The sequence below is a fragment of the Novosphingobium sp. 32-60-15 genome, from assembly GCF_002280675.1.
Lineage (GTDB): Bacteria > Pseudomonadota > Alphaproteobacteria > Sphingomonadales > Sphingomonadaceae > Novosphingobium.
In genome coordinates, this window is sequence record NZ_NCEN01000002.1 from 129,830 (window position 1) to 151,890 (window position 22,061).

General features: G+C 58.4%; 22 protein-coding genes. 16 read left to right on the top strand and 6 right to left on the bottom strand.

What is annotated here, in order from left to right:
* Positions 1 to 93: 93 nt before the first annotated feature.
* Entirely contained in the window at positions 94 to 2,637 is a 2,544-nt protein-coding gene (locus tag B7Y89_RS02135; RefSeq protein ID WP_292935300.1) for a TonB-dependent receptor, read from the bottom strand.
* Positions 2,638 to 3,066: 429 nt separating this feature from the next.
* On the opposite strand from B7Y89_RS02135, the gene B7Y89_RS02140 reads away from it, so the two are divergent.
* The 9 genes from B7Y89_RS02140 (at position 3,067) to B7Y89_RS02180 (ending at position 10,395) form a co-directional block, all read left to right on the top strand.
* Positions 3,067 to 3,465, top strand: a complete 399-nt coding sequence (locus tag B7Y89_RS02140; RefSeq protein ID WP_292935302.1) for a carboxymuconolactone decarboxylase family protein — start codon at positions 3,067 to 3,069, stop codon at positions 3,463 to 3,465.
* A gap of 80 nt (positions 3,466 to 3,545) precedes the next feature.
* Positions 3,546 to 3,947, top strand: coding sequence for a nuclear transport factor 2 family protein (locus B7Y89_RS02145; RefSeq protein WP_292935304.1), 402 nt, complete (start codon positions 3,546 to 3,548; stop codon positions 3,945 to 3,947).
* Between the two features lie 121 nt (positions 3,948 to 4,068).
* Positions 4,069 to 5,346 (top strand): aromatic ring-hydroxylating dioxygenase subunit alpha, encoded by a 1,278-nt coding sequence (locus B7Y89_RS02150; protein ID WP_292935306.1) that lies wholly within the window; start codon positions 4,069 to 4,071, stop codon positions 5,344 to 5,346.
* A 79-nt stretch (positions 5,347 to 5,425) separates the two neighbouring features.
* Complete coding sequence (locus B7Y89_RS02155) at positions 5,426 to 6,235, top strand: SDR family NAD(P)-dependent oxidoreductase (RefSeq protein ID WP_292935308.1); 810 nt, start codon at positions 5,426 to 5,428, stop codon at positions 6,233 to 6,235.
* Between the two features lie 13 nt (positions 6,236 to 6,248).
* Positions 6,249 to 6,995 carry a glucose 1-dehydrogenase gene (locus tag B7Y89_RS02160; RefSeq protein ID WP_292935310.1) on the top strand — a complete coding sequence of 249 codons (747 nt, stop codon included), beginning with the start codon at positions 6,249 to 6,251 and terminating at the stop codon, positions 6,993 to 6,995.
* A gap of 26 nt (positions 6,996 to 7,021) precedes the next feature.
* Positions 7,022 to 8,149, top strand: coding sequence for a phosphotransferase (locus B7Y89_RS02165; protein ID WP_292935312.1), 1,128 nt, complete (start codon positions 7,022 to 7,024; stop codon positions 8,147 to 8,149).
* A 15-nt stretch (positions 8,150 to 8,164) separates the two neighbouring features.
* The gene (locus B7Y89_RS02170) at positions 8,165 to 8,632 is read left to right on the top strand and encodes a nuclear transport factor 2 family protein (protein ID WP_292935314.1); all 468 of its coding nucleotides are present in this window, start codon (positions 8,165 to 8,167) and stop codon (positions 8,630 to 8,632) included.
* 110 nt (positions 8,633 to 8,742) lie between these two features.
* The gene (locus B7Y89_RS02175) at positions 8,743 to 9,588 is read left to right on the top strand and encodes an SDR family NAD(P)-dependent oxidoreductase (RefSeq protein WP_366415493.1); all 846 of its coding nucleotides are present in this window, start codon (positions 8,743 to 8,745) and stop codon (positions 9,586 to 9,588) included.
* A gap of 24 nt (positions 9,589 to 9,612) precedes the next feature.
* Positions 9,613 to 10,395, top strand: coding sequence for a hypothetical protein (locus B7Y89_RS02180; protein ID WP_292935316.1), 783 nt, complete (start codon positions 9,613 to 9,615; stop codon positions 10,393 to 10,395).
* Positions 10,396 to 10,402: 7 nt separating this feature from the next.
* Here the strand turns inward: B7Y89_RS02180 and B7Y89_RS02185 are convergent, their stop codons facing one another.
* Together B7Y89_RS02185 and B7Y89_RS02190 are read right to left on the bottom strand one after the other, a co-directional pair.
* Positions 10,403 to 11,227 (bottom strand): SDR family oxidoreductase, encoded by an 825-nt coding sequence (locus B7Y89_RS02185; RefSeq protein ID WP_292935318.1) that lies wholly within the window; start codon positions 11,225 to 11,227, stop codon positions 10,403 to 10,405.
* 21 nt (positions 11,228 to 11,248) lie between these two features.
* The gene (locus B7Y89_RS02190; protein ID WP_292935320.1) at positions 11,249 to 12,403 is read right to left on the bottom strand and encodes a 12-oxophytodienoate reductase; all 1,155 of its coding nucleotides are present in this window, start codon (positions 12,401 to 12,403) and stop codon (positions 11,249 to 11,251) included.
* A 257-nt stretch (positions 12,404 to 12,660) separates the two neighbouring features.
* Here B7Y89_RS02190 and B7Y89_RS02195 point away from each other — a divergent pair, with 257 nt between their 5' ends.
* Together B7Y89_RS02195 and B7Y89_RS02200 are read left to right on the top strand one after the other, a co-directional pair.
* On the top strand, positions 12,661 to 13,860 hold the full coding sequence (locus B7Y89_RS02195) for an MFS transporter (RefSeq protein WP_292935322.1): 1,200 nt from the start codon (positions 12,661 to 12,663) through the stop codon (positions 13,858 to 13,860).
* Between the two features lie 169 nt (positions 13,861 to 14,029).
* On the top strand, positions 14,030 to 14,749 hold the full coding sequence (locus tag B7Y89_RS02200) for a GntR family transcriptional regulator (RefSeq protein ID WP_292935324.1): 720 nt from the start codon (positions 14,030 to 14,032) through the stop codon (positions 14,747 to 14,749).
* A gap of 38 nt (positions 14,750 to 14,787) precedes the next feature.
* Here B7Y89_RS02200 and B7Y89_RS02205 read toward each other — a convergent pair whose 3' ends face one another.
* Complete coding sequence (locus tag B7Y89_RS02205; RefSeq protein WP_292935326.1) at positions 14,788 to 15,603, bottom strand: SDR family oxidoreductase; 816 nt, start codon at positions 15,601 to 15,603, stop codon at positions 14,788 to 14,790.
* 187 nt (positions 15,604 to 15,790) lie between these two features.
* Between B7Y89_RS02205 and B7Y89_RS02210 the strand changes: the two genes are divergently transcribed.
* Positions 15,791 to 16,198 carry a nuclear transport factor 2 family protein gene (locus B7Y89_RS02210; RefSeq protein ID WP_292935327.1) on the top strand — a complete coding sequence of 136 codons (408 nt, stop codon included), beginning with the start codon at positions 15,791 to 15,793 and terminating at the stop codon, positions 16,196 to 16,198.
* A gap of 41 nt (positions 16,199 to 16,239) precedes the next feature.
* Here the strand turns inward: B7Y89_RS02210 and B7Y89_RS02215 are convergent, their stop codons facing one another.
* Complete coding sequence (locus B7Y89_RS02215; RefSeq protein WP_292935329.1) at positions 16,240 to 16,824, bottom strand: hypothetical protein; 585 nt, start codon at positions 16,822 to 16,824, stop codon at positions 16,240 to 16,242.
* Positions 16,825 to 17,035: 211 nt separating this feature from the next.
* Between B7Y89_RS02215 and B7Y89_RS02220 the strand changes: the two genes are divergently transcribed.
* From B7Y89_RS02220 to B7Y89_RS02230, 3 genes are read left to right on the top strand one after another with little or no spacing between them, the layout of a single operon-like run.
* Complete coding sequence (locus tag B7Y89_RS02220) at positions 17,036 to 17,875, top strand: SDR family NAD(P)-dependent oxidoreductase (RefSeq protein WP_292935331.1); 840 nt, start codon at positions 17,036 to 17,038, stop codon at positions 17,873 to 17,875.
* Positions 17,868 to 18,701 (top strand): SDR family oxidoreductase, encoded by an 834-nt coding sequence (locus B7Y89_RS02225; RefSeq protein ID WP_292935333.1) that lies wholly within the window; start codon positions 17,868 to 17,870, stop codon positions 18,699 to 18,701. The genes B7Y89_RS02220 and B7Y89_RS02225 overlap by 8 nt, the downstream gene beginning before the upstream one ends.
* Positions 18,698 to 19,093, top strand: coding sequence for a nuclear transport factor 2 family protein (locus B7Y89_RS02230; protein ID WP_292935334.1), 396 nt, complete (start codon positions 18,698 to 18,700; stop codon positions 19,091 to 19,093). Before B7Y89_RS02225 ends, B7Y89_RS02230 begins: the two co-directional genes overlap by 4 nt.
* Positions 19,094 to 19,159: 66 nt before the next feature.
* On the opposite strand, the gene B7Y89_RS02235 is transcribed toward B7Y89_RS02230, so the two are convergent.
* Positions 19,160 to 20,368, bottom strand: coding sequence for a cytochrome P450 (locus tag B7Y89_RS02235; RefSeq protein WP_292935335.1), 1,209 nt, complete (start codon positions 20,366 to 20,368; stop codon positions 19,160 to 19,162).
* 246 nt (positions 20,369 to 20,614) lie between these two features.
* On the opposite strand from B7Y89_RS02235, the gene B7Y89_RS02240 reads away from it, so the two are divergent.
* Entirely contained in the window at positions 20,615 to 21,958 is a 1,344-nt protein-coding gene (locus tag B7Y89_RS02240; protein ID WP_292935337.1) for an MFS transporter, read from the top strand.
* The last annotated feature ends 103 nt before the right edge of the window (positions 21,959 to 22,061 follow it).

The following is a 22,061-nucleotide window of genomic DNA, read 5'->3' on the forward strand; positions in this document are numbered from 1 at the left end:
TGAATGCGTTCAAATATCCCCTTGTTCACGCAAACACAAAAAACGGCGGCTGCTTTACGCAACCGCCGTCCTTTGACGTTAAGTATGTTCAGATTAGAAGCTGTACTTGACCGTTGCACCATAAGTGCGCGGAGCACCCTGGAACTGTACGGTGGCACCAAGGCCGGTATAGCTGTTGAACACGTTGGTGAAGTTCGCCTTGTTGCCGACGTTGCGGCCCCAGAGAGAAACTTCGATCGCGGGATCGTTGAACGTGTAGCTTGCCTGAAGGTTGACCAAGCCATAGGCACGGACGCGCGACGCTTCATTGGCGATGGCCACTGCAGCAGCCTGCGCCGGATTTCCAGACGTGAAGAAATCGAAGTAACGCGACGCGATGTACGAATAGTCGGCGTGCAGTACCAGTTTCCCGGTTTCCATTTCGAAGGTCTGTGTGACTGAAGCGTTGGCAGTCCACTTCGGTGCCTGAGTGATCGGTTCACCCGAGCGGTCGACCTGGACAATCTGGCCGTTCACCAGCTGAGCTTCAATACGGCTGCCCTTGACATAGGAAGCGTTGAGGTAAGCAACGCTGCCGCCAATTTCCAGACCATCCAGGGGGATGACTGTGCCTTCGAATTCAAAGCCATAAGTCTTTGCCTTGCCGGCATTGGTGTTGAACTGCGTCAGACGCGTCGCACCCGTGCCATCAACGAAGGTGGTGTTGATGATGCGCTGAACGTCAAACTGCCAGGCGTGGAACACGGCAAGGTTGGTACGGAGGCGATTGTTGAAGAACTGACCCTTGATGCCGCCTTCAATGTCGCGCACGTTTTCTGGCTTGAACGAGCTGGAGTTTGGCGGTGGAACCGGACGCGCGTTGAAGCCGCCCGAGTTGGAAGCACCGCTGGTCTTCAGATAAACAAACACATCAGGTGTAAGCTTCACGTCAATGCCAGCAGTCCAGGCAGGGTAGCTGAACTTGGCCGTGCCCACGTCGTTGCATCCGCTGTTAGGCGCGCTAAGACCGGTTGGCGCAGGCAGACCTTGGTTGACACCAGCTTGGCAGGTTATGGCCTGGCCGGGGCGAGGAACATTTGGCGTGGTGCCCTGGCGATTGATTTCGCGTGTATCCCATGTGTAGCGCAGACCGCCGGTAAGACGGATGTTGTCATTCACATTGTAATACAGCTGCGCGAACACGCCCTTAGAGGTCGAAACGAACGAACCAAAGGTGTTGTCGCCACCGCTTGCAGCGGGCGAGGCATAGAAGATCTGTGACCGTGACTGTTCAGTACCAGCTTCACGGAAATAGATCCCGCCGAAGATGTACTGCAGCTTGCCGACGTTGCCGGAGAATTGCAGTTCTTCGCTGAACTGGTGTTGCTTGTAAGTGCTGATGAAAGCGCCTGCACCGGTGTTGGTGCCCAGCAGATCAAGATTGCTGGTGGTGTTCGAGTTACGATAGCCGGTGATCGACTTGATCGTGATGTCGCCAACATCAAACGAAAGGTTGCCCGACAGCGAGTACGCCTCGTTGAACGTGCCGCTATCGTCGATCGTAGGATCGCCAGTGAACGGTGCGGAGTAGTTAACCCGCCAGTCGCGTGAAAGCAGCGTAGACTGTTGCGCAGCCGTCGCGAACTCGGTGTTCAGGTACTGCGTGACCGGGCCGAGCGGGCCCTTCGAGAAGTTGGTGAACAGCGATGCCGGGACCGACACCGTTGCCGACAACGGGATCGGCGTTGCACCTGGAATAAGCCCTGCGCGAACACCCTGCGAAATGCCGTAGAACGCGGCCATTGGACCAGCCGGATTGATTGCGGCTACAGCAACAGGGTTGCCGGTGTCGCGATAGTTCATGTAGTCGCCCGACAGGTTCAGCGTCAGCGGAACCGAGTTTGGTGCCCACTTGAGCGAGCCACGAGCGTAATATTCGCCCTTGATCCCGCCGTTGGAGCCGCCAGTCGAGAGATTGGGGAAGTAGCCGCCGCGATCATTGTAACGACCAGCAACACGCACGCCCAGTTCGTCGGTCAAAGGCACGTTCAGAACGCCTTCGGTGACCTTTTGCGAATAGTTGCCGAAACCGACCTTCAGATAACCTTCAGTCGCATCCAGTTGTGGCTGCATGGTGGTCAGGTTAAGCGCACCACCGGTCGTGTTGCGACCAAACAGCGTCCCTTGTGGACCGCGAAGCACTTCGGCGCCCGCAGCATCAAGGAAGCCGAGGTTGCCGACCATTGGACGGGCGACATAAACGCCGTCAATGTAAATGCCGACAGCAGCGTCCGAATACGAGTTCGGGCTGTTCTGGGCCTGACCACGAATGGCGAGGTAAACGATGGTGGCAGGACCCGTACCGCCGGTACCGATCGAAAGGCTTGGCGCTGTGCGCGCAAGGTCGGTAACTTGCAGGACTTGACGTTCCTGCAGCGTTTCTGCGCTCAACGCGGTAACAGCAACAGGCACCGTCTGAATGTTTTCACTGGTGCGGCGTGCGGTAACGACGATGTCGGCAAGGCCAGTGCTGCCCTGATCGCTTTCAGTCTGCGTCTGCGCACTGTCTTGTGCCAGCGCTGCGCCGGAAAACGCAAATGCTGCAACAGGTGCAGCCGTCGCCAAAAGAATTCGAGTATAAGTTGAGAACCTCTTCACGGTAATCCCTCCCATTTTAAGCTCGGGCATTGGCGTGCCCGGCGGTTGTTTCGCAGCAGGCGATGAATTCCTCTCCGACACCCGCCGGACAAGTCTTCCTCGCATCTCGCCTAGTTGCTCGTGGTCCCAAGCATAGGCTGACATAGCCAGATTATGCATGGTGAACTTTGTAGGCATTCTGCCATAGACAGTCGTAAAACAGCAATTTTGTTGCATGCTTTGCAGCATCGCAACGCACCTGGCAGAAATTGCGAAATTCCATGCATGATCGCATTTCGCAACGACTGCCCTGTGGTCGCTCCGGCTTGGTACGTTTGATTGAAATTGCGCAAACCCATCTTTCGACAGGGGGATCGGCAATGGCCTTCCCGGATGCATGTCATGTGCTTTCGGTGCAACACACTATTGTGCAGATGTTGCCACGTTCAAATGGGAGAAGATGCGTTGACCGACAAATGGGCCAAGGGTGTTGAGGTTTTCGACGCAGTTTACGGAAAGGGTTCAGCCAAGATGGTCGCATCCGTGCCGCGATCACCGTACCTTACCGAGACTGTCGAGCACCTGTTCGGCGACATCTGGGCAACAAGCGCCCTCTCGATACGCGACAAGCGATTGATGGTGATCGGTGCGACGACCATGCTGGGCCGGGCCGACTTGCTGGAGATCCAGATTGCCGGTGCCATTCTGAATGGCGAAATCACGGACGAGCAGTTCGAGGAAATGAAGCTTTTGATGTTGTTTTATGCCGGTGCCGGCAACACAACTGCCCTGTCGCAAGGTATCGATATGGCGCGCAAGCGCGCTGCCACATTGCGCGAAGAAGACTGAACCTGCCGCGAGGGAGGTGCCGGTTGCACCGCTTTAGCGGACGTACCACGGGCCAACAATGACATCGGGGAGCCAGGCAAATGGCTGTTGATCGTGAAGAAGCCCTGCGTCTCGGGCATTTCTGGGCGACTGTTTCGGAAGAGCACGACACGGACAAGTTCCAGACAGTGCTGCATGATGATTTTGTGATGTGGTATAATTTCGATCCGCAGGACCGTAGCCGTGCGGAATTTATCGAAACGCTGAAATCCGCGCATGCAATCTTCAGCAACCAGAAAAATGAAAATGCGCGCGTCACAGTGACCGAGGAGGGATTCGTGCTTCAGGCGACGATGACCGGAATCCTTGATGGTGTGCCGATTTCATCGCCCTATTGCTTCATCGCGCAGATCAAGGACGGCCTGATCATCCGCGGGGATGAATACTTTGATACTGCACAGTTAAGCAAACGGGCGGGCCGGCCAGGTGAAGGCATGGTGTGATCGGGCGGCCTGATTGGACGGCGCGTCATCGTCGATCGTTGGGCAATCGGCACCAGCCTCGCTACCAAACCAATTATAAAGGCAAAGCATCGCGCTGCGTGTTATAAAGGAGAGCATGTCCATGGGTATGGAGCAACCGGCGCTGCCATCGTTCGATCTCGGGTCCGGCCCGCTGATGCCCGATCCTTTCATCATGGAAACCGGCAAGGTCGACCTGGCCGTCTACACCTCGCAGCAACGCTTTGATGTCGAGCGCGAGATCTTTGGCAGGGTCTGGCTGAACATTGCCGAGACGGCAGAAATCCCGAATGCGGGCGACTGGATCGTGCGTGATGTAAAAGTGCGCTCGTCATCAATACTCATCGTGCGTGGCAAGGATATGCAGGTTCGCGCCTTCCACAACATATGTTCGCACCGCGGAATGAAGCTGGTGTGGGATGACAAAGGCCGGGGCGGCAGGTTTTCGTGTCCCTATCATGCCTGGATGTTCGATTCGGCCGGAGACCTGCTGCACATTCCGGATGAAGGCTGCTTTCCGCATGTGGACAAGAAGGCAAGCGGCCTTACGCCGGTGCGCTGTGACCATTGGGAAGGCATGATCTTCATCAATCTCGATGCGGAGGGCACCCAGCCTCTGGCCGATTATCTTGGCCCGTTGACGGACAAGCTCAAGAATGTGCCGTTTGCCAGCTATCCTTATACCGCCCGCGTGGGTTCGCTGATTGATGCCAACTGGAAACTGGCGATCGAAGCGCAGTGCGAGGCCTATCACGTGCGCGCACTGCATTCACGCACTGTTTCAAAGATGTTGTCGTCCAAAGAAAACCCCTTCGTCCACCCGCTGCATGTTGAATTTCTTGGCGCACACCGGATGAATTCGGTGCCGCGCAATCCGGATTATGAACTATCGCCGGAAAAACTGGTGCAGGCGTTTTCGTTCATGAACGCGCAGCAAATGGTGATTGCCGATACCGGCGCGCAGGACAGCCCTGATGAAACTTTCGCCGGGCACCCCGATATCAACCCGACCAATTCGAACTTGTGGGGCAACGACCAGTTCGTGCTCTATCCGCACTTCATTTTTCACCTTTCGCTTGGTGGCTGGTGGCTGCACCGCTTCTGGCCCATCGCAGCGGACAAGTGCTACTGGGAGGCGGTCTACCACTTCGAACGCCCGCAAAGCCTGCGCAACCAGTTTGCCGTACAATATTCGCTCGCGCTTAATCGCGATACGTTGATGGAAGACAATCTTGCGCTGGTGCAGCAGCAGGAAGTCATGGAAAGCGGCGCGAAAAAGATCGTCCAGTTTGGCGAACAAGAAGCGTTGTGCAAGCATCTCGCAGCCGTGTCCGAAGCCGCAGTCAACGATGCCGAAGCCTCCCGGATTGCAGCACAATAACTTCGCCAGTCCAAGGATAGGCGGAGAAGGGCTCGCAAGGGGCCAGGCATTTCACTGACATAAGTTTTGGGACGATGACATGGACCTGGGGATCGCAGGCAAGCGCGCGCTGGTGACTGGCAGCACCTCGGGTATCGGTGCAGCAACAGTCAAGATGCTCGCGGCTGAGGGCGTGCTCGTGATCATTAACGGCCGCAATGACGCGCGCGCAGAAGCCGTGCGCGATGCCATCCATGCAACTGGCGGTACCGCGGCAATCGCGTTGGGCAATCTTTCGACAGATGATGGCGCAGAGGCGGTGATGCGCGCCGCACATGCAGCCTTTGGCGGGATCGACATTCTCGTCAACAATCTGGGCCAGTACGAACCTTTCGCGCCTGTCTGGACGGACGCCACCCCTGCGCAATGGGCCGCGACCTATGACGCCAATGTCATCGCCGCAGTGCGCACGATCCGCGCAAGCGTGGATGGCATGAAGGCCGCTGGTTGGGGCCGGATCATCAATATCGCCAGTGGTGCCTATACTGAACCACCGCCCGAATTTCCCACGTATGGCCCGTCCAAGGCCGCGTTGGTCAATCTGTCGGTGGGTCTTGCCAAATCGCTCGCAGACACCGGAATCACGGTCAATACGGTCAGCCCCGGCAACGTCCTGACCGAGGCGCTCCGGGCCAACCTGCCGATCATCGGCAAGGCCAATGGCTGGGAGGAAACCGATGTCACCGCGCTCGAACGCCGCTTTGCCAAACAGTGGCGCAGTCTTGTCAGCCGCACGGGCCGGGTCGAGGAAATCGCAGCGGTGATCTGCTTTGTGGCGAGCATGCACGCCTCATACATCACCGGCACAAATTACCGCGTCGACGGCGGGTCACACGCCACTCTCAATTGATTGCCCCCAAAAGATGCCCCACGAAAAGGTCACCGGAATGAAGCTTGCAGGCAAAGTCGCGATCATCACCGGCGCGGGCAGCGGCATGGGTGCCGAAGAGGCCCGGATGTTTGCCGCCGAGGGTGCAAAGGTGGTCATTACCGATATCGTCGGCGATGCATGCCGCCAGCTTGCCGCCGAGATCGGCCCCGCTGCTATCGCGATAGAGCATGACGTGGCGGATGAAGCAGGCTGGGACCGCGTTATCGAAGCGACGCTGGCAGCCTTTGGCAAGATCGACATTCTCGTCAATAACGCGGGACTGACCAAGTCCGACACCTTCGACAACACCGATCTGGCGTTCATGCGCAGAATGCTTGACGTCAACATCATCGGTTCGTTTTTGGGCATGAAAGCGGTACGAGGGCCGATGAAGGACAATGGCGGCGGGGTAATCATCAATATTGCCTCGGGCCTGGCCTTTACCAGCTTGCCCGGATATTTCGCCTATGGCGTGTCGAAGTGGGGCGTGCGCGGCATGACCAAACTTGGCGCCAAGGAACTTAGTCCCGACAATATCCGCGTGGTCACGCTAACCCCGGGTGCCATCGAAACGCCCGCGCTGGTCCCTGCCGTGCGCGAAAACGCCGCCGCGTTGATCCCGTTGGGCCGCGTGGGCGGGGCTGACGAATTCTCGCGCGTCGTTGTGTTCATCGCGTCGGACGATGCCAGTTATGTATCTGGTGCGGAATTCTTGATCGACGGCGCAATGATCTGCTGAAGCGCTTTTCTCCCGGAGATTTAACAATGCAAGCCACCCCGCCGACCGGGATCATTCCCCGCCAAGGTATTCCTTTTGATCCAGAAGCTTACGACGCCGATTTGCTAAGCGCTATCATAGCGCCCTGGCGACCGGATGTGCAGATCGAGGCTGTGCGTGTAAAAGACGCAAAGCGCTATGGCGATGGCATGGTGTCAACAGCCGCACGGGCGTTTCTCGATGTCGAATATGCAGATGGATCGCCCAAAGATCTGCCCCGCAATCTGGTGCTGAAGCTGGGCCGCTCGCCCGATTTCATGATCGGGCCAATGTACCAGAACGAGGTGCGTTTCTATAACGTGCTGCGGCCCGAAGTGACCGATATCGAGGCCCCGTTCACGCTGGGCGGGTCCTATGATCCCGCAACGCAGGCCTTTGCGCTGCTGCTGGGTGACCTCAATGACCAAGGCGCACGTTTCCCCAATGTGCTGTCAAAAACGACGCTGGATGAAGTCCGCGCAATTCTGGAAGCGCTGGCCCGGTTGCACGCGCGCTATTGGCAATCGCCGCGTTTCGCCACTGATCTTGCGTTCCTTGAAACGCATACACAAGGCGAACTTGCCACATTCATGCACGATTTTGTTCCGGGGGCGATCCAGCAGGAAATCGACACCGAGAACTTCAAGCGTGAACTTGTCGCCCGGCTGCGCACAACCGGCGACGAGCTGCGCCGAGGAGTGGCGCGTCTGCATCAGCACCAGCAAACCTTGCCGCATACCGTGCTGCATGGCGATACGCACATCGGCAATACCTATCTCCTGCCGGGTGGACGGGCAGGCTTGCTTGACTGGCAACTGACGGTGCGCGGGCATCACATGCACGACGTGAATTATCTGATCACCACGGCCCTGCCAATCGATGTGCGTCGCGATAACGAACACGATTTGCTGGCGTTTTATCTCGACCGTCTGAAAGCCCATGGCGTGTCAGATATGCCTGGCTGGGATGAGACGTGGGACGAATACCGGCGCTGCCTGGTCTGGGGTGTCTATATCGGTTGGCTGACCACCAATATCGCCAACTATGGGTGGGAAATCAGCGTTCTCAACCACTTGCGCCTGACAACGGCGTTTGAGGATCACGATACCGCAGCGCTGATTCGCGCGCTCGGCTGAAGCGGAGGAGCAACGATGACACTCGAAGAGCTTGGTATTCGCGAAGCGATCAAGGACCTTAAGGCCCGCTATTGCTATCACATCGACCTCAAAGAATGGGACCTATACGCGAGCCTTTTTACCGAAGACGCAATCCTTGACGTGGATCAGTCGGTTTCGACGCGCGGGCGGGCACCCAACCCTATGCCGCGCGTAACCGGTCGGGCGGCGATCCGCGCATTTATGCCGCAATTGCTTGAACCTGCAGACACGGTTCATCAGGTCCATTCGCCGGTCATCACTATAACATCGCCCACCAGCGCCAAAGCAATCTGGGCGATGGAAGACGTCGTCAGGATGCCGGGTTTCCATATCGAGGGGCGCGGCCACTACCACGAAACATATGTGCTGACAGAGGGCCAGTGGCGCATAGCCTCGCTCTATCTGTCGCGCACATGGGTCGAGATTCTGGAGGGCACCGAAGCCGGGCCTGATCTGCGCTAAGGCCTGGATACCCGGTATGGCGCAGTGCCCCTATCGGTCGGGAGGGGCGGGCGCGTATGACGGGGGGATAGTCCTTTTGCGGGGCTGGCAGGTTCCTGCTGAAAACCGACGTGGAAGAGGACACTATGACCAAGACCGTGGCGCTGGTAACCGGAGCGAGCAAGGGCGTTGGCCGGGGGGCAGCGCGCGCGCTCGGCTCCAAAGGGATGATCGTATACCTCACCGCACGCAGCGAAGCGGCGCTTGACGCGGCCGCTGCCGAAGTGAATGCGGCAGGCGGTACGGGCATTGCCATTGTCTGCGATCACCGCGACGATGCGCAAGTCAAAGCCGTGATCGACCGGATTGAAGCCGAGCAGGGACGGCTCGATCTGCTCGTCAACAATGCAGCGGCGGTGTACGGAGAGGAACTGGCAACGCCGGGCGCCTTCTGGGACAAGGATCTCAAGCTGGCAGATATGCTTGTGGTCGGGCTACGGTCCGATTATGTGGCAGCCTATTACGCCGCGCCTCTGATGATCCGCACCGGCGGATCGCTGATTGCCAATATCTCGTTCTACGGCGCGTCGTCCTATTTCTGCGGCCCTGCCTATGGCGCGGCCAAGGCCGGCACTGACAAGATGGTCCATGATATGGCCATCGATTTTGCCCAAACCGATGTGTCGATCGTGTCCTATTGGCCCGGCTATGTCCGCACGGATGAATCGAAAATGATTCCCGATGAGTATTTTCCCGAGCCTCTGCGCGCGATCCTGCCAGAGTTTGAAACGCCTGAATTCACCGGCCTGGTGATCGCGGGCCTGCTCGCCGACCCTGATCGCAAAGCACTTTCGGGCAAGGCACTGATCGGTGCAGAACTGGGTGCGAAGTACGGGATCAAGGATATCGACGGCAAACAGCCGCGCAGTTGGACCGCCGTAATGGGCGAGCCGCTGAAATTCTTCGTGGGCGGCTGAACCGGGCGAGGGGAGAGAGATACCATGATCGAAGCGCTGCTCGTCGTTTTCACCAACCCCACACCGGGCCGCGACGACGATTTCAACGACTGGTACACCCATATTCACACCCGCGACGCATTGGGCTTTCGCGGTTCCATTGCACAGCAACGCTTCTGTCTGTCGGACGAGCAGGTGCAAGAATTTCCGGGTGGGCGCTTTTTTGCCAAATATCTGGCGCTCTATGAAGTGTTTGACGCTGAACGATTCGTTCAGGAGCATATCGACAATGCCCTGCCCCCCCGCATGGTGGTTGAAGATTCCATCGATATGTCGCGGATGGACGATTTCCACTATTACCCGCTGCAATACCGCGACAAGGCACCACGCACGTTTCAGAACGGCAGCGTGGTGGTTGAACAGATCAAAGCGAAACAGGGACAGGAATCCCAGTTCCGTGACTGGTACAACGACACCTATCTTCCGGCCCGCTTTCGCGAACAGGGGATCATCAGCGCATCATTGCTCGCCTATGATCCCCACGGCCAGCTTGTGGAATTCAGCCCTGAACACGATCACGTCGGCATATGGCGCCTGTCGGACGATGCGGCTCGCGCGCACTGGCGCACGGCCACGCTTGTCGAATGCCCGTTCATCGATCAGGCTTCGCTGGCAGTCACCTGCTGGGATATTCTTACCGAGCGAATGACCGAAGATGCCGTGCATCACCCCACGTCAGCTGGCCTTGCCGGCGAAGAGCGCGCTCGCGCACGCATCGCTGCGGCAGGGACCGCGCAGCGCGACCGGGGCGATTTGTTGAAGCATTGACAGTGGGTCAAGCCGCAGTGCCAGCCTGCATCGCCGTGATCATGTCTCGGAAATCTGCCAGCGATGGCGCGTGGCTGGCATACCCTCCATCCACATGCAGATTCTGCCCGTTGGTATAGCGCGATTCGTCCGAAGCAAGGAACACCGCCGCCTTGGCGCAATCCTCTGGCGTCCCGATAAACGGTGTGAGCATATGGCGCAGCATCACGTCGCGTACTGGTGGCGGCATATTGTCCTCAGTCGCGCCCGATATGATCAGGCCGACCATCAACACATTGGCGCGGATACCAAGTTTTCCGTATTGCGCGGCGATGTTGTAGGTCAGGTTATGCACGGCAACCTTTGATGCGCCATAGGCCGTCTGCGCGATATCGCCCTGCAACGCCTTGGTCGAACCGGTGGTGATAATTGATCCGCCACCTTGCGCGATCATGTGCGGGATCACGTGTTTGGCGCAAAGCATTGGACCTTTGACGTTGACCGCCATGGTGCGGTCCCACAAATCGCCGTCCATGTTAATGACATCGACATCGCGCGTGATGATTTCAGGACCGGTCATTGCAGCGTTGTTGTGCAGCACATCGATCCGGTCATAGCTCTCCAGCGTGAACCGGACCATTGCGCGCACTTGGTCCTCATCCGATATATCAGCAGAAAACGCTTTGGCCTCAAGCCCTTCGTCACTGATCCGTGCCGCAACTTGTACAGACGAGCGGCTCTGGCTTCCCACGACAACTTTCGCGCCCTGCCGCGCGTATTCAAGCGCGCAGGCAGCACCGATGCCCGACCCTGCACCGTTTATCAGAATCACTTTGCCTTCAAGTCGTCCCATGCCGCTTCTCCCCCAATGGCTTCAGTGAATTTCGCCAAGAACGCGCGGGTGGAATGGCGCGAACGGTTCGCCCGCCCTGACTTTTTCCACCCACGCCGGGTCTGCGATGAGCGAGCGACCAACGCCGACAAGGTCGAATTCGCCCGCTTCCATCCGCTGTTCGACATCGGGTACGTTGTTCACGGTGCCAACTTCGCCTGCAAAGCTGTTTTTCAGTTCGTTCAGCAACCCGATGCCGCCGACCGCCATAGTCGTCTTGCCGGTCAGCTTGCGCGTCCACCCGGCAAGCGTAAGTGGCGAACCTTCGAAGGCAGCGTGGTGATAATAGCGTGTGCTGGCATCGAAGATATCCACGCCCGCATCGGCCAGCGCGCCAAGCAGGCCCTCAAGCTCTGCCGGTGTCCGGGCAAGATGGCCCTCGTAATCCTGTTGCTTCCATTGCGAATAGCGGAACATGATGGGCATATCACCCGCCTCGGCACGGATTGCCTTGACCAGTTCTGCCCCGAAGCGTGCGCGCTCCCGAAGCGCAGTGCCGCCCCAGCGGTCATCGCGCAGATTGGTTTCATGCCAGAAGAAGGCATCAGGCAAATAGCCATGTGCGCCATGCACGGCGATGCCATCAAAACCTGCTGCGCGGGCATTGGCCGCACTTCGCGCAAAGCCTGCAATCACATCGACGATATCCTCGTCCGTCATTGGTGCTGTGGGCTTTAACATTTCTTCAAGATACGGCGCCGGCACTGTGCTGAAGCCCCCCCTTGGTCCCCACAGACCCGATGGCCGCGACGACATCAGTTCGGGATATGGGCCTGTGCGGTGCGCGCGAATGGGACCCTGATGCCACAGTTGCGGGAAAATCACCCCGCCTGCCTGATGCACCCCTGCAACAATCTCGCTCCAGCGCGCTATCGCCGCCTGGCCGTGCAATTCGGGCATGTTGGCCTCGGCCAATGAGCCAGAACCGAGCGCGGTGGGGTGATCCACCCCGATGCCTTCGGTCACGATCAGGCCAACGTCGTGTTCGGCCCTGCGGCGGTAATAGGCGGCCATCGGTTCGGACGGCACCCCGCCGGGCGAGGCCATGCGTGTCATTGGCGACATCACGATACGGTTGCGCAAAGTGACGCCCCGCACGGTCAGCGGACGGAAAATAGGTCTCTCAGCGGTTGTCATCGTAGGCCCTGTCCTGGTTTGGCAGCACCATCGCAAAGAGGTGATCAGCGGAACCTGTCACAAGGCAGGAGGCGGTTTTGGCCAAGACCTGTCCGGTCTCCCCTGATCCGCACGGGCGCGCTCAGGCAATGGCATATCATGCGATAGGCGCGGCACGGCAGGCGGTCTGTAGCCCTTTTGTATCAAACAGGAACGCCGCAGCCAAACAGCGCCAGCGGTAGATTCTGCGCTAACGTTGGCGGCAGGGAGTAGCGGCTTTGGACGTAAAGAATGACGCTGGACAAAGTGCCGAAATGCCGCGTGGGGTCGGGCTTTGGGCCTTGCTGGTATGCGCCTTGGTACCAATGGTGGGCCTGTTCGGCATGGGGCCGGCGCTGCCATTGGTGGCGGCTGCCTTTCCCGGCGATCCTGACGCGGAACTTCTGACGCAATTGATCGGCGGGGCCAGCGGTATTGCCTTTGCGCTCAGTTCGCCGATCATCGGCATGCTGATCGGGCGTTATGGATATAAGCGCGTCTATATTGTGTCGCTCATTGTGTTTTCGATCTTTGGAACGCTGCCGGCGCTGCTGGACAACCTGCCAGTAATCCTTGCCACCCGGGTTGTGCTGGGGGTTAGCGTTGCGGGGGCCATGACCGCAGGACTTGCAGGATTGGGCACGCTGCCCGCTTCCACAAGGCCGCGCATGTATGGCCGCAACGCGATGCTTTCGAGTGTCGGTGCGATTTTGGTATTCCCGGCAGTTGGCGCGTTGTCAGAAATTGGCTGGCGGTTGCCATTCTTCATCCACACATTGGCGCTGGCGATCGTGCCATTGGCGCTCACATTGCCATTCGTGCAAAAGGTACAACCCCCAAGCCCGGACAAAGCTGCCCAGCCGGCGGGTAGCGGCCTTGGTGTTGCGCCAATTCTGCTGGTTCTTGCCGGTTTCATCGGCTTGACGATGTACGTCGGACCAATGTTTGCGCCATTTTACCTTCACACCATCGGCGTAACCGACCCGCGCCTTGCGGCACTGCCATTAAGCGCCATGTCGGTGGGTTCACTGATCATGACCAGCAGTTATGGCTGGCTTCATACTCGTCTGGGTGCACAGTTGTTGTTCGCGCTGACCTTGTTGCTGACCGGCGGCGGGTTGCTGGTGGCAGGAATGGCACCATCGCTGCCGCTGTTCATTGCCGCGATGTTTGCCGTGTCATGCGGGCTGGCAATTTTCACGCCCAACCTCAGCTCCCATATCGCGGCAACATCAACCAACACGGCGCGGGGGCTGGGGTGGGCAATGTCTGCGATGTTCGCGGTTCAGGTGGCGTTTCCGTTTATCGCGCGATGGATTTCGCAGACTTTCGGGTCTGCCGGTGTATTTCTGATCTTCGGCGGCTGCGCGCTGCTGGCAGGTATCGGCGCCATTCTGTTTGCAAACAGCGGCCCGCGCTCGGCAATGGGCAGCCATTGACAAGGCATGTGCTGCTGTTGCTATGCATTTTGGCGATGGATCGTTTCGACAGCCCCAATTGCGCTTTGCGTTTCAAACGCCTTGCTGATGAAACAGCGAGGCGCATAACCTGCGGGCTGCGCTCATGAGCAGCCTTGCCGGAATGCCCGCGTTTTGCATTGATCCGCACGTGGGCAACGACGACGACCAGAGCATTACGCACCGGGCCTATATCCAGATTCGTGCCGGGCTGATTTCATGCCGGTTGAAGCCGGGGTCGCGGCTCAAAATTGCCCAACTTCAGCGGGAACTGGGCATAAGCCAGGCTGCCGCGCGCGAAGGTCTTTCACGGCTCGCAGCCGAGGGGCTTGTCACGATCGAGCGCAATAGCGGCTTTCGGGCCACGCCTTTATCCGTCGATGGCTTTCGCGAACTGGCCGACGCCTGCCTTACTATCGAGCTGCCGCTGTTGCGGTCTTCAATCGCCCTTGGCGATTTTGCGTGGGAAGGCGCGCTGCTGTCAGCGTACCACATCTCGTCACGCGTGCTTGCGCAAGTCGGCGAAGATGAAATCAGCATGGATGCCTATGTCCAGCACCGCGATGAATTTCACCGCATTCTGTTTTCACGGTGCGATAACCAGTGGCTGCTCCGCGCGTGGTCGCAACTTTATGCCCAGCAGATGCGCTATCGCCACACTTTTCGTGAACTGGCGCGCTACGAACGCAGTTTGTACGAAGACCACCGCAGGTTCCTTGATGCGGTAATTGACCATAAAGTGGATGAAGCGGCTGAATTGTGGCGTGCCAACCACGACAAGATCGTGGCTTTCATCGAATCCAGCCTTGGCCAGACTTTACCGGATGTGGCGCCCAAGCGCGTGGCGACCGGGCGCAAGCATAAAGCGTGACGCCCGGTCTTTTAAGGCAATTGCGCGCAAGTCTACATTCAGAACGTGTCCACCGGGGGCAGTTCTGGTGATTCAATTTCGCGCATATCGGCCATCTGCGGCTGATGCGCGAGGTGGCCGCCATCGACAGAATAGGCCTGCCCGGTGATATATTCGGATTCGTCTGCGGCAAGGAATGCGGCCATCGCGGCAATATCGGCAGGAATGCCGATGCGGCTGGTCAGCGATTGACGTTTGATCCGTGCGACCAGTTCGGGATATTCGGCCAAGCTGTCATTGATGATCGGCCCGGGCAGAATCGCGTTGCAGCGGATGCCCTGCCGACCATGCTGTGCCGCGACATATTTGGTCAGTCCGATAACAGCGGCTTTCGATGTGCCATAAGCGATGCGGACATTGTCGCCCATCAGCCCTGAATCAGACGCTGTATTGATGATCGATCCGGACCCTGCCTTGATCATGTGCGGGAGCGCGTATTTGCATCCCAGCATCACCCCGCGCACATTGACGTTCATCACGAGATCCCAGATCTCGAGAGGAATATCGACCGCTGTACGGTCCTGCATGTTGACCTCTTTCGAGGTAGCCGCAGCATTGTTGAACAAGATGTCGATTTTGCCAAAGCGGGCAATTGTTTCGGCGATACCAGCCTCGATCGACGCAGGTTCGGCGCAGTCGAAATGAAGGCCGATCGATCCGCCGCCAATCGCTTGTGCAATGTCCTTGGCGCGGGCTTCGAAAATATCAGCAACGACCACGGTTGCCCCTTCGCTAACGAAACGTTCGGCCGTGGCAGACCCCAGGCCTCCCGCGCCACCAGTGATGACTGCAATCTTACCTTCAAGCCTGCGCATGTCTGTGTCTCCCTTTATCGTTGCCGTACCGTGTCATGGGATTGGCCGGCAAATTCCTACCGGCCGGAGGGGAAGCGACCATGCCGGTCGCCAAGGTTCCCTGCCGAGAGGCAGGAACAGCGGTTCACCAACTTGCTAGGATTGCAGACGCGCCGCTTGTCGCCGCATATCCGTGAAAGGGAACGCCATGAAGCCGGGCACCGCTACCAAGCCGGATTCGATCATCGCGGTCGAGCAGTGGAACGCGTTCTGGGGCGCGCGCGACCTTGAAGGCATGAAGCGCGTGGCTGCCGACGATTTTGTCCAGTGGCACGCGACGGTGCGCAAAAACCTGACCAAGGACGAGGAATTCGCCATGCTGGTCGAAGCACTGAAGGTCATGGAGATCACGTTCAAAGACATTCGCTTGACGCCGATGGAAAATGACACCGTCCTCCAACAGTGTCTTGGCGATATCACCATCGCGGGTGCAGGGACGCGAACCGATGTGCCGTTCGCCATGGTTTTTCACACGCGTGGGCAGCAGGTTACGCGGTGCGATGAATATATGGACGGAATGTCATTACCGCCCATTGATTTCACGCCGAAGGATTAGGGTCAGGCCGCGCAAACATTTGTATTTGCGCGGCCGTCAAGTCATTGTGCCGCAATCAGATCGGCGCGTTCGGTCAACTTGTCGTTGCGTAAGGCGGCAAGGGTATCTGCACTGGGTGGCACAACGCAGACGCTACCGATGCCCAGCGCCTTAAGTGCGCGGCCTGTACCAACCCAGCAGGCCAGCATCAGCACGGTATCGCCAATCTCCGGCTCGGTCAGCAGTGCATGCATGCGCTCCCAAAGGGCGTCGTCACCATTGATCGAATCGATGTCGCTTTCAAACCGGTCAGCGAATTCGATCAGCAGCCGCTCACGCTCGGTAAAGCCTTCCCAAGCATAATTGCAGTCGGCGGCGTTTTGATAAAACTCCTCGGGAATTTCGCCCCCGGCAAAGCCCGGCCAATCGCGCCAGAGACGCATTCCGGCGCAAATCGGGCAATTGGTGCGCGCCGCGCCAAGGATGCGCATCCCTTCGCGTTCGCGCGCGGTCAGCGTCGTTTCAGGTGCGTCGTAAATCGTTCGGAACATTCGCTGGCGAGTATCCACCAGCTTTTCCGTGCCAAGGTGGTTCAGGATGTGAACCAACGGTTCACGGTCTGCGGGAATATCTACGCGATAGGGCATTGTGCCACTCCTGCATCGGGGCCTCAGGGACTCTCTCGGTCTAAATAGTGCATGATTTTTCACGCCTGATCACACCTGCCTTTGGACGGGGTTTAGCCATCCGTATTTGCGGCAATCCCGAAAGGTGGGATCGCAAGGCAACGCGACAAGGAGAAGCGAGGAAACGCCTTGCCCGAATGTCATTGTCACCGATCACCGGGAGAGTGAAACGATGAAACGACTGGAAGGCAAAGTGGCCGTTATTAGCGGCACGAGCGGCGGGATTGGTGCGGCAACCGCACGGCGGCTGGCGTCCGAAGGTGCCAAAGTGGTGCTGGCCGATATCGACATGGCAGGTGCCGAACGCACCGCGCAAACCATCCGCGAAACCGGCAGCGAGGTGATGGTGCATTATCTTGATTTGGCCGATGAGGCGAGCATCGCGGCGTTGATTGATGCTACTGTCGCCCGGTTCGGCCGGATTGACGTCTTGTTCAACAACGCCGCCGATACTCGCGCCGAAACAATGATCAAGGACGCCGCGGTCGAATTCATGGATGCCGACCTGTGGGATAGCGTCTTTCGCATCAACACACGGGGCACAATGCTGATGATCAAGCACACCTTGCCGCATATGGTGCGGCAAGGTGGCGGCTCGATCATCAACACAAGTTCGGGCGCGTCGCTGCGCGGAGATCTTTTCCGCGTCGCCTATGCCTCGTCCAAAGCAGCGATCAACGTGCTGACCGAATATGTCGCGGCGCAGTATGGCAAAAAGGGGATTCGCTGCAATGTCGTTTCGCCGGGTCTGGTCGTGACCGAAAATGCCGCTATGAATCAAGGCCATAACCTGGACATGTATCTTTCGCACCACCTGACCCCGCGCCTTGGGCGGCCTGACGATCTGGCCGCGATGGTTGCATTGTTGGCCTCGGACGACGGCAAATTTATCACGGCACAGATCATTCCGGTCGATGGGGGAATCTCGACCCATTTCCCGCACGTCGCCGAAACGCGCGGCGGCGTCGATGCCTACAAACCGGCAGCACCTGAGGAGCAAGCACATGGGTAGATTGACGGGACGGACCTGCATCGTCACCGGCGGCGCAGGCGGGCTGGGATCGGCCACGGTGCGCAGGCTTTGTGCCGAAGGAGGGCAGGTTGTGGTCGCCGATATCCTGCTTGAACCGGCTGAAGCGCTGGCGGCGGAAATTCGTGCCGACGGCGGCGATGCCATCGCGCTGCATCTCGATCTTGGCGATCCTGCCAGCATCGCACAACTGATTGCAGATACGCTGGCCCATTACGGCAAGCTGGAGGTTGTGTTCAACAACGGGGCCGCCACACAGTCCGAATTCCTGAACCGTGATGGTGCGGCAGGCGATATGGATATCGCAGTGTGGGATCATACGTTTGCAGTGAACACCCGCGGCACCATGCTGATGATCAAGCACGCGCTGCCGGCGCTGATCGCGTCGGGCAGCGGGGCGATTATCAACACCAGTTCAGGGGCCTCACTGCTGGGTGATCTTTCGCGCACGGCCTATGCCGCGTCGAAATCCGCCGTGAACGCGCTTACGCTTTATGTCGCGGCGCAATACGGGAAGCAGGGCGTGACATGCAACGCCATCTCGCCCGGCATGGTGCCAACAGCCGCTTCGCGCGAAAACCAGCCCGAACTTATCCGCATGGTAGAACGGCATCACATGACGCCGGAACTGGGATACCCCGATGACATCGCTGCGATGGTTGCACTGCTGGCATCAGACGATGGACGGTTCGTTTCGGGCCAGATTATCCGCGTCGATGGCGGCGTGACCAAAGCATTCGCGCACGTCGCCGATAACCGCGACCAGTTCGAAGCCCATGTCGCCAGCACATGGGGGCAGGACGCATGACCGCGCAGGCATTGGAGAGCGTAGGAGCGGTGGCGCGTAGTTGGGAGGCGGCCTGCCAGTCAGGCGACACCGACCGGATTGTTGCGCATCTTTGCGATGATGCCGTTGTCTGGTACAACTTCAATCCGCAAGCCCAGCACACCAAGGGCGCCTATCGCGCCATGCTAGAAACCAGCAGGACCGGTTTGCCAAACCGGCGCTACAAGGACCGGCGGGTGCACTTGCATCCCGGCGGTTTCGTCGAGCAGGCGACGCTGGAAGGCGAGACGCCCGGTGGCCCGGTCGAAACGCCGTTCCTGCTGATTGCAACGGTGGAAGGCGGCCGCATTACGCGGATAGCGCAATATTTCGACACCACAATCATGCATAAGGCAGGTCTGGTGCCTGTTTGAAGCTGGTGAAATTCGCCCGGTAAACTGTGACGGTTTACCGGGCTCTATGTCCTGACCCTAGCAGCTTCAGCCCCAGCGCAGCGGCAATTCGCTGACCTGGATGACGTTGCCGGTGAACCAAGGCACGCGGAAACCGTCCTGCACCTTGAACATCGGGATCACTTTGACGAATTCCTCAATCGCAGTCTGCAATTCACGGCGGGCAAGGTGCTGGCCAAGGCAGCGATGTATGCTGTGGCCAAGCGTGACATGCATCGGCTTGCGGTCCAGCTTCACGTCCTGAGGATTTTCATAAGCTTCGGGATCGCGCCCGGCGAGCGGTGTCGACATCGAGACGACGTCGCCCGGAAGCAGGGTGTGTCCGTCCAGTTGATGTTCTTTGGAAACGATGCGCTGGGTTGAAACCGCGGCATAGGCGCGCAACAGTTCTTCCACCGCCACAACGTTCTGCGATGGGGTATTCTCGCGCATGGTCTGCTGGTCTTGCGGGTTCTGCGCAAGATGGCGGAACTGCAGACTGAGATTGGCAGTCACAGTATCAAGGCCACCAAGATAGAGGTTGAAGGCGTGTCCGAAAACTTCCTGATCATTCCATTTGCGGCCATCTACCTCAAGCGTCATGCACTTGCTGATAAGATCATCGCCCGGGTTCTTGCGGCGCGCGGCGATGGTCTCCATCAACAGTTCCTTTACCGCCCGCACGCTGGCGATTTGAACGGTGACGTCTGTTCCGCGTAACAGCTGGTTTTCCCATTCGAGGAACTGTTCGAGCCGTTCGACCGGAAGGTCGATCATCTCAAGGAAGATGGTGATCGGGAAGAGGATCGCAAAATCCTGCACGAATTCGCATTCGCCCTTATCCTTGAATTTGGCGATCAATTCCTGGGCGCGCCCGCGAACCTTTCCGTCCAGCTTCATCATCTGGCTGGGGGAATAAAGCGGATTGAGCGCCGAACGATAGGCGGTGTGGACCGGCGGATCGAGTTCGGTCGGGATGATGTCCCAAGTCTCGCCGATCATCTGGGCAAAGCCGGTGTTGCCGCTCTTGTGGTAATTTTCAGTATCGGCATAGATTTTGCGCAAATCTTCTGCCCGGCGCACGACCCAACCCGGTTTGTTGAAGGAAACGTTATCGGCAAAGAAAACCGCCGGCCCTTCATGAATGGCCGGGACAATCGTCTCATGCGGGTTTTCATAAATGACCTTGCGATCATAAAGTGCGCAGTGGCGCATTTCTCGCGCGGGTGCCTGCGGGGTCGTTGCCAAATCTGTCATCTTTTCAGGCCTTCGCTTTTTTCATTGTGCGGCACCGGACTGTCATTTCGGCAGGCGGTGCCGCGCATTCGTGCGGTTCATGTCAAGTTGGGGCCTCTTTAACCGCTGGATCGCAGCGTCGCTTCCTATCGGAAGGTATGTTCGCTTCGGCACGTTTTGCTCAACCGTCTGCATCAATGCAATCTGCGCAAAGCTGCCTGCCCAATTTCTGGCATGGTTGGCTGAAGCGTTTGAGGAAGGGGATTTATGGCCGGGTCGATCGAGGCCGAGCGTGCCTCAGGTTATCGATGGCTGGTTTTGCTGGTCCTAACCCTTGCGCACAGTTGTCACATCATGGACCGCATGGTGGTGAGCATCGTGATGGAGCCGGTACGCCACGAATTTGATCTGACCGACACCCAGCTGGGGCTGATTTCAAGCCTTGGATACGGGCTATGTTATGGCGCTGCGGTTCTGCCCATGGGCATGGTGATCGACCGTTCGGTCCGCAAAAACGTGTTGGCCACGATCCTTGCTGTCTGGAGCGCCATGACTGCCGTTTGTGGTTTGGCAACCAGCTGGACCATGTTGCTCGCATCGCGTTGTATGGTCGGATTGGCAGAATCTGGCGGATCGCCTGCCGGACTTTCGCTTTTATCGGACTATTTCCCGGCAAAGGAGCGATCGACTGCGGTTGGCCTGTGGTATCTGTCGTCTGCCATCGGTTCGATCCTGACGTTCATCCTCGGCGGGATGATCGCTGCGGAATATGGCTGGCGCATGGCGTTCTTTCTGGCGGGCGTGCCAGGCATGATCATGGCCGTGATCGTGTTTCTTGTCATTCGCGAACCCAAACGCGGTGCAAGCGATGCGCCTTTAGCAGGCGTACCTGCATCGGACCAGGCTCCTGCTGATAAGCTATCGTTCAAGCAATCGCTTGCGGAAATAGGCGCGCGACCTGCGGCGGTGCATATCCTGCTGGGCGTGCTGCTGACGGCTGCGGCGATATCGTCTTATTCGACGTGGTCGATTTCATTCCTTGTCCGGCAACATGGCCTGAAACTGTCAGAAGCCGGGCTGACCGTGGGCCTGACAACCGGTCTGTTGGGCGCTTTGGGCGGAGCCTTTTTCGGATGGCTGGCAGACCGTAGCAGCCGCCGCGATGCACGGTCCAATCCGTGGCGATCAGGCGTCATCGCTGCGGCAACGTCGGTGGCCGCGATGTTCCTGGGCATTGGTTCGCTGCTAACCGAAGCCACCTTGCCCGCGCTGGTGCTGGTGGCTTGCTACGCCTTTTTCTTCAACAGCTACAATGGCCCGGCCAATGGCCTGTTGTTGATTGTGGTGCCATCGCAAGTACGCGGCTTCACCATCGCGCTTCTTCAGTTGGGCGCGACCCTTCTGGGTTTCGGCGTTGCGCCGTTCGTGGTGGGACAGCTCAGCGATATGATCGGCGGGTCCAATTCACTGGGTTGGGCGCTGTCGATCATGCTGCTGTGTCATCCGCTTGCAGCAATGCAGTTTGCGCTGGCAGCGCGGTGTGTAAAACGCAACGGAGCAGACCGCCACGATGCCCGGCCCGAACCGGCCAGACGTGTGGCACGGTCGTAAACGGCAGCGCCGCACTAGTTTTGGCAGGCACGCGCACACTTGCCGTGCTGACGGGTCGCGCTGCTTTCCTGTATAGCAACCGCATTTGGAAAAGGATCAACAC

Excerpts from the sequence above, each read along its gene's own strand:
- B7Y89_RS02140 (WP_292935302.1), top strand. The coding sequence starts at position 3,067 with ATGGGAGAAGATGCGTTGACCGACAAATGGGCCAAGGGTGTTGAGGTT.
- B7Y89_RS02145 (WP_292935304.1), top strand. The coding sequence starts at position 3,546 with ATGGCTGTTGATCGTGAAGAAGCCCTGCGTCTCGGGCATTTCTGGGCG.
- B7Y89_RS02150 (WP_292935306.1), top strand. The coding sequence starts at position 4,069 with ATGGGTATGGAGCAACCGGCGCTGCCATCGTTCGATCTCGGGTCCGGC.
- B7Y89_RS02155 (WP_292935308.1), top strand. The coding sequence starts at position 5,426 with ATGGACCTGGGGATCGCAGGCAAGCGCGCGCTGGTGACTGGCAGCACC.
- B7Y89_RS02160 (WP_292935310.1), top strand. The coding sequence starts at position 6,249 with ATGCCCCACGAAAAGGTCACCGGAATGAAGCTTGCAGGCAAAGTCGCG.
- B7Y89_RS02165 (WP_292935312.1), top strand. The coding sequence starts at position 7,022 with ATGCAAGCCACCCCGCCGACCGGGATCATTCCCCGCCAAGGTATTCCT.
- B7Y89_RS02170 (WP_292935314.1), top strand. The coding sequence starts at position 8,165 with ATGACACTCGAAGAGCTTGGTATTCGCGAAGCGATCAAGGACCTTAAG.
- B7Y89_RS02180 (WP_292935316.1), top strand. The coding sequence starts at position 9,613 with ATGATCGAAGCGCTGCTCGTCGTTTTCACCAACCCCACACCGGGCCGC.
- B7Y89_RS02185 (WP_292935318.1), bottom strand. The coding sequence starts at position 11,227 with ATGGGACGACTTGAAGGCAAAGTGATTCTGATAAACGGTGCAGGGTCG.
- B7Y89_RS02190 (WP_292935320.1), bottom strand. The coding sequence starts at position 12,403 with ATGACAACCGCTGAGAGACCTATTTTCCGTCCGCTGACCGTGCGGGGC.
- B7Y89_RS02205 (WP_292935326.1), bottom strand. The coding sequence starts at position 15,603 with ATGCGCAGGCTTGAAGGTAAGATTGCAGTCATCACTGGTGGCGCGGGA.
- B7Y89_RS02210 (WP_292935327.1), top strand. The coding sequence starts at position 15,791 with ATGAAGCCGGGCACCGCTACCAAGCCGGATTCGATCATCGCGGTCGAG.
- B7Y89_RS02215 (WP_292935329.1), bottom strand. The coding sequence starts at position 16,824 with ATGCCCTATCGCGTAGATATTCCCGCAGACCGTGAACCGTTGGTTCAC.
- B7Y89_RS02220 (WP_292935331.1), top strand. The coding sequence starts at position 17,036 with ATGAAACGACTGGAAGGCAAAGTGGCCGTTATTAGCGGCACGAGCGGC.
- B7Y89_RS02225 (WP_292935333.1), top strand. The coding sequence starts at position 17,868 with ATGGGTAGATTGACGGGACGGACCTGCATCGTCACCGGCGGCGCAGGC.
- B7Y89_RS02230 (WP_292935334.1), top strand. The coding sequence starts at position 18,698 with ATGACCGCGCAGGCATTGGAGAGCGTAGGAGCGGTGGCGCGTAGTTGG.
- B7Y89_RS02235 (WP_292935335.1), bottom strand. The coding sequence starts at position 20,368 with ATGACAGATTTGGCAACGACCCCGCAGGCACCCGCGCGAGAAATGCGC.
- B7Y89_RS02240 (WP_292935337.1), top strand. The coding sequence starts at position 20,615 with ATGGCCGGGTCGATCGAGGCCGAGCGTGCCTCAGGTTATCGATGGCTG.